The organism is Cohnella cellulosilytica, assembly GCF_042431195.1.
Taxonomy (GTDB): domain Bacteria; phylum Bacillota; class Bacilli; order Paenibacillales; family Paenibacillaceae; genus Cohnella; species Cohnella cellulosilytica.
The window spans coordinates 242,425-254,829 of sequence record NZ_JBHMDN010000013.1 but is presented as its reverse complement, the minus strand read 5'-3'; the positions used below and the strand labels follow the sequence as shown (position 1 = coordinate 254,829).

Genomic DNA, 12,405 nt, shown 5'->3' with positions numbered 1-12,405 from the left:
GTGATTGAATTATAAATGAGATTGCGGGATAAGTAAATATCTTAATCATTAAGAAACTGAAAGGGGCTGGGCGGAATGAGCTTTTCGGAGCATAAGCGCGAGCATAAGGAAAGCGATATGGTGCTGCTGCAGACGAATATCGACGACATGAATCCGGAGTTCTGTCCCTATGTCGGAGAGAGGCTGCTGGAGGCAGGCGCGCACGACGTGTTCTGGATTCCCATTTTAATGAAAAAAGGGCGTCCCGGCTTTCTGCTGAACGTATTGACCAACACGAAACGGCTGACGGAAATCGAGAGAATCGTCTTCGAAGAAACGACGACGCTGGGCGTACGCTACATTCGGACGGAATGCAAACGGCTGGAGCGGCATTGGGAGGAGGTGACGACGCCATGGGGACCGATTCGGGTTAAGGTAGGCGTGCATGACGGCAAAGTGGTGCAGTTCGCGCCGGAGTTCGCGGATTGCGAGGCGGCGGCGAAAGCCCACAGGGTCCCGATCAAAGAGGTGTACGAATTGGCGAGGGTCGGGTATATGTCCATCTCGTAAGCAAGCGCAAAACTTATTGCCGGAAGAGGAGTGGTAGCGGATGAATAAAGAGAATCGGATTCAAGGCTGGGGAAGATACGGCATCCCCGTCGCTTTGCTGCACGTTCTGGGTATCGGATTAATGCTCGTCATAGCGCGCGATCATCCCGCGATCTGGGGAGTCGGCTTGCTCGCTTATACGCTGGGGCTCAGGCATGCCTTCGACGCGGATCACATCGCCGCTATCGACAATACGGTAAGAAAGCTCGTCCAACAAAACCGCAATCCGCTCGGCGTCGGACTTTACTTCTCGCTCGGACATTCCACCGTTGTTTTTCTCATGGCGGTCGCAACGGCGTTCTCGGTGAAATGGGCGCAAAGCAGGCTGCCGCAATTCGAGGAAATCGGCGGCGTCATCGGCGCGTCCGTCTCGGGGGTGTTTCTGCTCACGGTAGGCGTCATTAATTTTGTTATTCTCGTGAATCTGGTCAAAGCTTATCGGCAATTCCGAACCGGAGCGACCGATCAGAGCGAGCTGGACAAGCTGCTGGAATCGAGAGGACTGTTATCGCGCCTTACGCGCCCGCTCTTCAGATTTGTCGGCAGGAGCTGGCACATTTACCCGCTCGGTTTTCTGTTCGGATTGGGCTTCGATACAGCCAGCGAAATTACGCTTCTGGCGATCTCGGCCGGCGCGGCCCAGAATTCGGTTCCGCTTGTCGGAATTCTCTCGTTTCCTCTTTTGTTCGCCGCCGGGATGACCTTGATGGATACGGCGAACGGCATCCTGATGACGAAGGCGTACAGCTGGTCTTCGGCGATGCCGATGCGGAAGATGATCTACAATCTGTCCGTAACCGCGATTGCGGTCATTGCCGCCGTACTGATCGGCGCAGTGACGCTGGCGCAGCTCGTCGCCGAGAAGCAAAGCTGGGGCAGCCGGTTCGGGTCCTGGGTGCGGAGCCTGGATTTCGGCGCGACCGGGTACGGGCTGGTCGTTCTCTTCCTTGCCGCATGGCTGGTCTCTTATCTGGTGTGGCGGAGGAAAAGAGCGGACGCCGCGGTGACGTAAAGCGAACGCTGCGGCCGAATGGCGGCAGGCAAGGAGGGAGACGAATGAAACTGCTCGCGGGAGTGGATATTGGAGGCACGAAATGCGCGGTAAGCTTGGGGAACGCGGTCGACGGAGGCGTGGAATTGCGGGCAAAACGGAAGTTTCCGACGCCCTCTGCGCCGGAGGAAACGATACGCTGCCTGAGCGGCGCGCTTGATGAACTGCTGGCGGAGCAGTCCTCTGCGGCTTCGTTGGCGGGCATCGGCATCAGCTGCGGCGGCCCGCTCGACAGCCGGAGGGGAGTTGTGCTGTCCCCGCCCAATCTGCCGGGCTGGCAGGAAGTCGATGTCGTAACGCCCTTCCGCAAGCGCTACGGCGTTCCCGCCGCGCTGCAGAACGATGCCAACGCCTGCGCGCTTGCCGAATGGCAATGGGGGGCAGGGCAAGGCCTGGACAATATGATTTTCCTGACCTTCGGGACCGGAATGGGAGCAGGTCTGATTTTCGACGGAAGGCTGTACTCGGGCGCCAACGACATGGCCGGCGAAATCGGTCACGTGCGAGTGGCAGAGCAAGGGCCGGGCGGCTACGGCAAGACGGGTTCGTTCGAGGGGTTCTGCAGCGGGGGCGGAATGGCCCATCTTGCGCAATTGGAAGCGTTAAAGCGACTGCAAAGAGGAGAGCGGCCGCCGCTTTGTTCAAGCTTGGACCGATTGGCCTCGCTTGACGCCCGCACGGTGGGCGAAGCCGCCCGACACGGCGACGAGCTGGCGCTGGCCGTTATGCGGCAGACGGGAGAGATGCTGGGCGCGGGACTGGCCCTGCTCGTCGACCTGCTCAACCCGCAGCTTATCGTAATCGGCAGCATCTACGGCAGGCAGCAGACGCTGCTCGAACCTTACGCGCTGGCCAAGCTGAAGGCGGAGGCGCATCCGCGCTCCTGGGCCGCGTGCCGAATCGTTCCCGCTTTCTTCGGCGAGCAGATCGGGGATTACGCCAGTCTATCGGTAGCGCAATATACTTCGGCGGGGAAGCCGCTGACGGCTTCCTTCGCATGTCCGATTCGATAAAATAACGTTTACATTGCCGGAACGCTTTGCTATAATCAATTTATCTTAATCATTAAGTTATATCGAGAGCCGACGGGAGGAATACACTTGAGCAGCTTAAATCCGATGATGCTGACAGTGAAGAAGCTGGAACGGCGGATTGCGGAATTGGACGATTACAGGTATAAACATCGCTTGCCGATCCCCCGGTTCGATTTCTGGATCGATCGGGAAGCCGTCGTGGGCGACATGCCGCCGGAGAGCGTCGAATGGGACTCCATCGCCCTGGGAGACCGTTGGAAGGGCCGGGATGTCACCGCGTGGATGAGGGCGGAGGTCGCTATCCCCGAGGAATGGCGCGGCTTGAAGGTGCTCGGCCTGTTCGACTTCGGGAAGACGGGCAGCGGGCACAATTCCGGGTTCGAGTCGCTGCTTTTTCTCGACAAGAAGCCGTATCAGGGGGTAGGCAGCAACCATAAGGAAGTATTCCTGCCGGAGGAGCGGGTCGGACAGAGGCTGGAGCTGCTGTTCAAAGTATGGTCGGGCCTGAACGGCAATACCGGCATCCGCAGCGATCTGGAGCACGAGATCAAGCACGCTTCGCTGGCGGTGCTCGACGCCGATGCGGACGATTTGTATTACACGGCGCTGGCGGTCTGGCATACGCTCCAGGTCGTGGACGGCAACGGATACGAATACGGCCGGCTGCTGCAGGCGCTCGATCGGGCGTTCCTGCTCGTCGACTGGCGCCGCCCGGGCAGCGAGGATTTCTACGCCAGCGTAGGCGAGGCCAACCGCAGGCTGCACGAAGACCTGGCCGATATTCCGAAGACGAACGAAGTCACCGTCAGGTGCATCGGACACACGCATATCGACGTCGCCTGGCTCTGGAGACTGAAGCATACGAGGGAGAAGTCGGCGCGTTCCTTTTCTAGCGTTCTTCGTTTCATGGAACAATTTCCGGAATATATCTTTTTGCAGACGCAGCCGCAGCTCTACGATTATTTGGAGCAAGACTATCCGGACATCTATCGGCAGATCGAAGAGCGCGTCCGGGAGGGCCGCTGGGAAGCCGGCGGGGCGATGTGGCTGGAATCGGATTGCAACATTCCTTCGGGAGAGTCGTTGGTTCGGCAGCTCGTCTACGGTCAGCGCTATTACGAGCGGAAATTCGGCGCCCGCTGCGAATATTTGTGGCTTCCCGACGTATTCGGCTACAGCTGGGCCCTGCCGCAAATTCTCAAGAAAGCCGGCTTGCGCTACTTCATGACCACGAAGATCAGTTGGAACGTCTACAACCGTTTTCCTCACGATACGTTCCGCTGGTCGGGAATCGACGGCACGGAGATTCTGACGCATTACATTACGACGCCGGACCCGTTCCGCAGCCCGGACAGCGTATTGAAGTTCTATACGTACAACGGGCATGTGCTGCCGCAGACGGCCGCGGGAATCTGGAGGGATTACCGCGACAAGGAAATCAACGACGAGCTGCTGCTCTCGTACGGCTACGGAGACGGCGGAGGCGGTCCGACGCGGACGATGCTGGAGATGAGAAGACGTCTGGAGCATATGCCGGGGCTGCCCAAGGTCGTTACCGGGAGAGCGGACGAATTTTTCAACCGCTTGGAGGAGAAGGTCGAAGCCACCGATCGTTACGTGCATCGTTGGGATGGCGAGCTGTATCTGGAGCTGCACCGGGGGACCTATACCTCTCAGGCTTACAACAAAAAAATGAATCGCTATATGGAAAATCTGCTGCGCAATGCGGAAATGGCGTCGACGTTCTACGGGACGATAGCGGGATTTGCCCATTATCCGCAAGCCTCGTTGTACGACAGCTGGAAAATCGTGCTGCGCAATCAATTCCACGATATTCTGCCGGGCTCGTCGATCGCCGAGGTGTACGAGGATTGCCGCGTCGAGTACGCGGAAGCGGAGCGGCTTGCCGCGGGACCGTTGGCGGACGGTCTGGAGGGCTTGGCCCGTTCGGTGGATACGGAGGGGCAAGAGGGCTATCTGTTCTTCAATTCCCTTCCTTGGGCCAGGGAAGAAGTCGTTGAGATCGGCGGGAAAGATTCCGGCTCGCTCATCGAAGTCCGAGTGCCGGCGCTGGGATACGCTTTCCTCTCTTCGGCGGAGCTTCGGGAGGGAAGCGCCGGGGAACGTGCGAAAGCGCCGATCGCGGCCACGGAATCGGGGGCATCCACGCCGTTCTACGAGCTGGAATGGAATGCCGCCGGACAGTTGACGCGGATTTACGACAAGATCAACGACCGCGAGGTTCTCGCCGCCGGAGAAGTCGGCAACCGGCTGGACGTGCACGAAGATAAGCCGGCGGATCACGATGCGTGGGATATCGATATTTTCTACTACGAGAAGTCCCGGCAGATCGATGGCCTGAAATCGGTCGAGGTGGCGGAATGCGGAGAACTGCGCGCCGTCATTCGGTTCGTGTGGACGTACGGCCAATCGGAAATCCGTCAGAATCTGATCCTCTACGCGAACGATTCGCGCATCGACTTCGTGACGGAGGTATCCTGGCATGAGCCGCAGCAATTGCTCAAGGTCGCTTTTCCGGTCAACATTCGCTCGACCTCGGCCACCTACGAGATTCAGTACGGGAACGTGCAGCGTCCGACGCATTGGAATACGAGCTGGGATTATGCCCGCTTCGAGACTTGCGCGCAGCGCTGGATCGATCTGTCGGAGCGGGACTACGGCGTGAGCCTGCTGAACGATTGCAAGTACGGTCACGACGTGGTTGAACGCACGATGCGCCTGACGCTCATCAAATCGGCGATCAGCCCCGACGCGGCGGCCGATATCGGAGAGCATGCGTTTACGTACTCGCTGCTTCCGCATGCCGGCGACTGGTTTGCGGCCGGTACCCAGACGCAGGCGCAGCGGCTCAATACGCCGATCGTTCCCGTGCGGGTCGCGGCGGGCGGCGGAGCGTCTCCGGCACTTCCGCGCGAGCTCAGCTTCTTCGGCTGCGACAGCGGACACGTGGCGGTCGATGCGATCAAGCGGGCGGAGGATTCGGACGACTGGATCGTGCGGTGCTACGAGTACGGCGGCAAAAGAGGACGGGCGGAATTCAGCAGCGCGTTCGCGATGGAGAGCGTCGAGGAAGTCGATCTGATGGAGCGGGAAGCTCAGGCGATGGACGGGCAAAGCGACCGTTTTACCGCTTATTTCAAGCCGTACGAGCTGAAAACCTTCCGTATCCGCATGAAAATAACGAATTGAGGAGGAGGACGATGGCCGCGTTGACGACGGTGCTGTTCGATTTCGACGGAACGTTATCCACTCTCCGGGCGGGTTGGGAAGAGGTAATGGCGCCGTATATGAAGGAAGTCATCAAGGGAAACGCCGAACTGACGCAAGAGGAGGAGAGCGCTCTGGATCAAGAGATCGGCGATTATATCGACGAATCGACAGGCATCCAGACGGTCTATCAAATGCGCTGGCTGGCGGAGGAAGTGCGCCGTAAAGGCTGGAATCCCCAAGTTCTCGACGAATGGGAGTACAAGGCGGAGTATAACCGGCGGCTGCTGCTGCGGGTGAAGCGGAAGGTCGAGCTATTGGAGCAAGGCCGGCTGCAAGCGGAGGATTTCCTGATGAAGGGCTCGGTCGAGTTTCTTAATCTGCTGCGGGATCGCGGAATCGAGATGTACGTGGCGAGCGGCACCGATCATCCCGACGTCGTAAGGGAAGCGGAGGTGCTGGGCGTCGCCGGCTATTTCAAGCGGATCGTCGGAGCGCCGGTCGGCAAGGCGGAATGCTCGAAGGAGAAGGTCATCTTCGATCTGATGGAAAACCAGGGCTTGTCCGGGCGGCAGCTGGCCGTCGTCGGCGACGGCAAAGTGGAGATCGGCCTGGCCAAGCGGCGAGGCTCGCTCGCCCTCGGATTGGCGAGCGACGAGCGCAACCGGGAAGGCATCGATGCGCGGAAGCGGGCCCGGCTGGAGAAAGCAGGCGCCGATTGGATTGCGGGCGATTTTCGGAAGCCGGAGCAATGGTTAAGCGCAATGGGTTTGTAGAGGAATAACCGCTGAACGGAAAGGGGGCGAATCGCATGAGCCGAAACAGCGGGTGTCGAATCGTCGATGAGCTCGTCTATCGGCAATATCGCGCGGTGCTGCTGGAGAACGAGAAAATTCAGATTTTGCTTCTGCTCGATCGCGGAGGCGAGCCGGCCCGCTGGCTGCACAAGCCGTCCGATACGGATTTCATCTGGCACACGCGCATGGGGCTGCAGCCTCCCAGCGCCTTGTATCCGGATTATCAAATGTCTTATCCCGGCGGTTGGCAGGAGATGATGCCGGAAGTGAGCCATACTCATACGTATCGCGGCTCCGTTGTCCATCGCGGGGAGACGGCGATTAATCCTTGGAAGCTGTACATCGTCCGCGACGATCCGGAAGAGGTTCATATCCGCCTGACCTGCCGCCTGCGCTCGCTGCCGCTGTTTATCGAGAAGGATATGATTCTCAAGAGCGGAGCGGCGAAGGTTCGCATCGCCCAGACGGTGAAGAACGAAGCGCCCGTAAGCATGGAGACGAACTGGGGGCATCATCTGGCGTACGGCGCGCCGTTCCTGAGCGAGGGTGCGCGCGTCCGTTTCTCGCCCGGAGCCGTCGTTCAGCATCCGGTCTCGGGCAAGCGATGGGAGTGGCCGCTGGCGGAGCAGGACGGAGCCGCCGTAGATTTGTCCCGCTTGCCGGAGGCCGGCACGCGGCGAGATCTGTTGGCCGTTCGGACGACGGACGGAAGGTATCGGATCGACAGTCCGGAACGGAACCTGGGTCTGGAAGTGAGCTGGGATCATCAAGTATGGCCTTACGTCTGGTATTGGCAAAATTACGCCGCGGACGAGGATGCTCCGTTCTTCGCTTGCGAATACAACATGGGGCTGGAAATGTTCAACGTGCCGCCGAAGCTGACGCTGGCGGAAGCGGCGGCAAGCGGCCGGGCGATTCGGCTGGAGCCGTTCGGCAGCCTGAGCTCTTGGCTGGAATTCGAAGTCAAGGAGGGGGTCTCGCAATGATCCGCCCGACTCGTCTTTCTTTTGAACGAATCAAGACGAACTCCGTGCATACGCGCACGAATTTGGTCACGATCAAGAACATGGCTCGTCCGTACGACGACCAACCGGAGCCCTGGCCGAAGACGTCCTCGTCCGAGCGGGCTTTCGCCGCCTTGGTCGAGCGAATCGTGCGGACGCGCGCCGCCGGGAAACCCGTCGTGTGGTCGATGGGAGCCCACGTCATCAAGAACGGCATGTCGCGATATATTATCGAGATGGTCAGACACGGCATTCTCACGCACGTATCCGGCAACGGCGCGACGAGCATTCACGATTTCGAATTGGCTTTCCTCGGCGAGACGTCGGAGAACGTGGCCGCGGCGATCGAAGACGGTTCCTTCGGCATGTGGGAGGAAACGGGAAAGTACATGAACGAGGCGATCAAGCAGGGGATGGCCGCCGGCCAGGGATACGGGGAGAGCCTGTATCGTTACCTGGAGCGAAATCCGGAACGGTTTCCCCATTATGAGGATTGCGTCTTCGTCCAATGCCAGCTCGCCGGGGTGCCTTACACCTGCCATATTTCCATCGGCACGGACATTATCCATCAGCATCCGCTCGTCGACTTCGAGGCGCTCGGCGCGACGAGCGGCCGGGATTTCGATACGATCTGCCAATCGATTGCCGGTCTGGAGCAAGGCGGTGTCTTCCTGAACTTCGGCTCGGCGATATCCGGTCCGGAAATTTTCCTGAAAGCGCTCAGCCTGTGCCGCAACGCGGGGCTGCCGATGAAGGACATCGTCGCCGCGAATTTCGATATCGTGCCGGCGCGGGACGATTCGATCCCCTCCGAGCGGGAGCCGGAATACTATTATCGGCCGCGTCGCAATATGGTCGAGAGATTGCAGGGAATCGGCGGCGAGGGTCATCTCTTCCACGGTCTGCATCAGGTGACGATTCCGCAGCTGTTTCATCGGGTATTGCGGCGCAAGGAAGAGCTTGGTCTTGCGTTCGCCCCCTTATCGTACGAGAAGAAGCTGGATAGGAAGAAACGGGTGCTGTATCCGGTGACGGAACGGCAGGACCGGTTCCATGTCGGGCAATCGCCTGAGCCGGACCGGACGGAGCCGCGCGTCTGGAAGGAGGCGGACAGCCCGTCCTTCGCCGAATTGATCGCCGGTCTGAAGTCTGCGAGGCGGGACGGGAACGCCATTCTGGTGAACCTGGGAGGGAACGTCGTCGGCAGCGGCGCGAACCGGTATCTGATCGATCTGATCCATCAAGGCTTCATTAGCCACTTGGCGTTAAACGGAGCGGGAGCCTTCCAGGATTTCGAGCTGGCCGCCTTCGGGCATACGGAGGAAGCGGATGCCGATTCGTTGGCGCAAGGGAAACTGGGCATGTGGCAGGAGCCCGGAAATCGTCTGCATGCCGCGTTGGAGGACGGATACGGGAACGGACTGGGATACGGCGAAAGCCTGATGAAGGCAATGGAGCGGAATCCGGAGCATTTTCCGTACCGGGACGACAGCCTGCTCTACGCTTGCTTGCGGACGGAGATTCCTTGCACGGTGCATATTACGGTCGGCACGGACGCCGTGCAGCAGCATCCCGCGGTGAATTTCGCCGCGCAGGGCGGCGCCAGCGGCCGGGACTTCCATATTTACGCGCATACCGTATCCAGGCTGAACGGCGGAGCCTTCCTGAATTTCGGTTCCACCGTTACCGGTCCGGAGGTATTCCTCAAGGCGCTGTCGATTTCCCGGAACCTCGGTCACCCGGTCCGTCGGATCGTTACCGCCAACTTCGATATCGTTCGGTTGGGGGATTATCATAGCAAGGTCGGTTACGAGGATTGGGATTACTATTATCGGCCGCGCAAAAACATTATTCACCGGCCGACCAGTCTGGGCGGCAAAGGCTATCATTTCGAAGGGCTGCATCAGGAGACGATTCCCGCCCTATGGAGGAAACTCATATGAATCAGGATTCCGTCATTCGCCATCTTATTGATCGTTATCCGGAGCTTGACGCGTGCTTGCCGGACATACAGCGGATGCTGGAAACGGTCTCCTCTTGCTATCGGGGGGGAGGCAAGCTTCTCCTATGCGGCAACGGAGGAAGCGCGGCGGATAGCGATCACATCGTAGGCGAGCTTATGAAGGGGTTTATGTCCAAACGGCCTTTATCGTCCGAGGAACGCGGAGAATTCGCCGCGATGTTCCCGGAGGACGGTCCTTATCTTGCCGGTCATCTGCAGGGAGCGCTCCCCGCGATCTCGCTGACAAGCGCCGTCGCATTGACGAGCGCTTATGCGAATGACGTCGCGGCGGATATGGTCTATGCGCAGCAAGTGTTCGGGTATGGGCGTCCGGGAGACGCGTTAATCGGAATCAGCACGTCCGGCAATTCCCCGAACGTTATTCGCGCGCTGCAAACCGCGAAAGTCAGAGGGCTTGCGACGATTGGTCTGACGGGTCGCGACGGGGGAAGAATGGCGGAAATCTGCGATGTGACGGTAAGGGTTCCCCGGGACAGCACTCCGGATATTCAGGAACGCCACTTGCCGATCTACCATGCCGTATGCATGTGGCTGGAGAAGGAATTTTTCGGCTGAGACATTATTTTAATGAAAAAATAAATAGAAGGAGACGATTATGATCGGTACTCATGCCCCCTATAGTCTATCATCTTTAGCCCAACAATCCGGGTCGCTAACGCGCGATCAAATCGTAAGCATTGGACAGCGGATTTCCGCTTTGAAGGTCGGTATCATCGGAGACGCGTGCCTGGATATCTACTGGCATGCCGACATGCGAATAAGCGAGCTTTCCCGGGAGACGCCCCACCATAACCTGCCGATCATTCGCGAGGAACCTTCACCCGGAGCGGCCGGCAACGTGGCCGTCAATTTCGGCCGGTTGAATTGCGCGGAAGTCTCGATCTGCACCGTATTCGGCAACGATTGGCGCGGTGCGCTGCTGAAGGAAAAGTTCAGTGAGCACGGCATCGATTATTCGCGTTCCCTGACGGAGGAGCACCGCTATACCCCGACGTATTGCAAATCGATCCGTCACGGCCTGCAGGGAGTGCGCCAGGAGGATAAACGCATCGATTTCGTCAATCGGACGGAGCTGACGACAGCCGCGACGGCGCGGTTGGTGCAGGAACTGGATCGGATGGCCGCCCGCGTGGACGTCATCAGCGTCATCGATCAAGTCGATAACGGCGTCATTACCGCCGAGATTGTCGAACGCTTGCAATATTGGTCCGCTCAAGGCAAATTGATCGTCGTCGACAGCCGAAACAGAATCGGCTCGTTCCGCGGGATGATCGTAAAGCCTAACGAACTGGAGGCCGTACGGAGCCTAAGTGGAAATTCTATCCTCTATCTGCAAGAAAACGAACACGATATGATAAGAGCGGGACTGCAGTTGTCCGCGCATGTGGGCAAGCCCTGCTGCATGACGCTGGGGGACAAAGGCGCGGTATGGTTCGAAAATCAATCGTGCACGTTTATTCCGACGACAGCCGTCGCTCCGCCGATCGATATTACCGGCGCCGGGGATACGTTTAATGCGGCGTTGATCTCGGCTTTGGGAATAGGCTGCAGAGGGGAAGAGGCCGTCGAGTTCGCACATCTGGCCGCGGCCGTGTCGATTCGCCGGCTGGACGGAGCGGGCTCCGCCACGCCGGAGGAAATTTTGAGCCGTTACGATGAACTAAATTAAAGGGAGGCCGGTCGGATGACGAGAGACGAAAGCTTTCGCGGCGTGTTCGCCTTGCTGTTAACGCCGTTTCTGGCCAATCGGGAGATCGATTGGCCGATGTACGACCGTTATGTGGATTGGCAGCTCGCCCGGCAGCCGCACGGCTTGTTCGCCGTCTGCGGCAGCAGCGAGATGGGGAAGCTGACGATGGAGGAACGGCTTAAGTTGGCAGCACGGGCCGTAAGCAGAGCCGGGAACGTCCCGGTGCTCGCTACGGCGAACGTAGAAGGCGACCCGTCGGAGCACGAGCAAGAATTGCTGCGCATGGCGCAGACGGGCGTGTCCGGCGTCGTTCTCATTCCGCCGAACGGGCTGGGACGGGATCAGGAGCGGCTGGGGGACTATTTCGCCCGTATGGCCGAATTGTCTCCGGTTCCGGTTTTCTTATACGAGTGCCCGATGGTCAAGCCGCACCTGATCGATTCCCGCGTCTACGGCGAGCTCGCCGTCAAGCACGGGATACGCGGCATTAAAGATACGACCTGCACGCTGGAAGGCATAGAAGCCAAAATCAAGGCCGCTCCGGGCAGCATCGTCTACCAGGCGAATACGCCGCTTATGCTGGAAGCGATTCATCGGGGGGCCGGCGGCATTATGGCGATTACAACCACGGCCGCGGCAGACCTGGCTCTGGAATTGTGGAGACTTGGTACCGCGCGAGACCCGGCGGCATCTGCCGTGCTCGAGAGACTGATCGCGTTGGATGCGATTCTGGGCAGCGGCTTTCCCGCAACGGGCAAGCAGCTTGCAGCGATGCAGGGAATTCCGCTGAATCCGTATACGCGTTCGGACAAGGAAGCGACTCCGGAAACGAGGCAAGCGTTGGAAGCCTGGATGGCGTCCGGGGGATGAAGAGTGCGGGCGCCCATTCGGAAAAATCATCTGTAAGCGCTTCAAAAAAACCTTTACAATTCAATCAATTTACTTTATCATTAAGTTAAACAGATAAGAGCCTAATCTGAAGCGATGCAG

At 59.0% G+C, this 12,405-nt stretch carries 10 protein-coding genes; all 10 read left to right on the top strand.

Annotation, left to right across the window (positions count from 1 at the left end; translation table 11 throughout):
- Positions 1-75 precede the first annotated feature (75 nt).
- The 10 genes from larC2 to ACFFT4_RS10735 all read left to right on the top strand — a co-directional run bounded on the left by larC2 (position 76) and on the right by ACFFT4_RS10735 (position 12,285).
- Positions 76-549, top strand: a complete 474-nt coding sequence (gene larC2, locus ACFFT4_RS10780) for a nickel pincer cofactor biosynthesis protein LarC2 (RefSeq protein ID WP_378047497.1) — start codon at positions 76-78, stop codon at positions 547-549.
- A 40-nt stretch (positions 550-589) separates the two neighbouring features.
- Positions 590-1,600, top strand: a complete 1,011-nt coding sequence (locus tag ACFFT4_RS10775) for a HoxN/HupN/NixA family nickel/cobalt transporter (protein ID WP_378047495.1) — start codon at positions 590-592, stop codon at positions 1,598-1,600.
- Between the two features lie 44 nt (positions 1,601-1,644).
- Positions 1,645-2,652: an ROK family protein gene (locus ACFFT4_RS10770; RefSeq protein WP_378047493.1), complete on the top strand. Its 1,008-nt coding sequence runs from the start codon at positions 1,645-1,647 to the stop codon at positions 2,650-2,652.
- A 105-nt stretch (positions 2,653-2,757) separates the two neighbouring features.
- Entirely contained in the window at positions 2,758-5,883 is a 3,126-nt protein-coding gene (locus ACFFT4_RS10765) for an alpha-mannosidase (protein WP_378047546.1), read from the top strand.
- 11 nt (positions 5,884-5,894) lie between these two features.
- Positions 5,895-6,677, top strand: a complete 783-nt coding sequence (locus tag ACFFT4_RS10760; protein WP_378047491.1) for an HAD family hydrolase — start codon at positions 5,895-5,897, stop codon at positions 6,675-6,677.
- Between the two features lie 35 nt (positions 6,678-6,712).
- A complete protein-coding gene (locus ACFFT4_RS10755; protein ID WP_378047490.1) occupies positions 6,713-7,684 on the top strand; it encodes a DUF4432 family protein in 972 nt (323 codons plus the stop codon).
- Positions 7,681-9,645: a GSU2086 family protein gene (locus ACFFT4_RS10750; RefSeq protein ID WP_378047488.1), complete on the top strand. Its 1,965-nt coding sequence runs from the start codon at positions 7,681-7,683 to the stop codon at positions 9,643-9,645. Before ACFFT4_RS10755 ends, ACFFT4_RS10750 begins: the two co-directional genes overlap by 4 nt.
- Positions 9,642-10,280, top strand: a complete 639-nt coding sequence (locus tag ACFFT4_RS10745; protein ID WP_378047486.1) for a D-sedoheptulose-7-phosphate isomerase — start codon at positions 9,642-9,644, stop codon at positions 10,278-10,280. Before ACFFT4_RS10750 ends, ACFFT4_RS10745 begins: the two co-directional genes overlap by 4 nt.
- Before the next feature lie 142 nt (positions 10,281-10,422).
- Positions 10,423-11,394 carry a bifunctional heptose 7-phosphate kinase/heptose 1-phosphate adenyltransferase gene (locus tag ACFFT4_RS10740; protein WP_378047484.1) on the top strand — a complete coding sequence of 324 codons (972 nt, stop codon included), beginning with the start codon at positions 10,423-10,425 and terminating at the stop codon, positions 11,392-11,394.
- A gap of 15 nt (positions 11,395-11,409) precedes the next feature.
- Positions 11,410-12,285 carry a dihydrodipicolinate synthase family protein gene (locus tag ACFFT4_RS10735; RefSeq protein WP_378047482.1) on the top strand — a complete coding sequence of 292 codons (876 nt, stop codon included), beginning with the start codon at positions 11,410-11,412 and terminating at the stop codon, positions 12,283-12,285.
- Positions 12,286-12,405 lie beyond the last annotated feature (120 nt).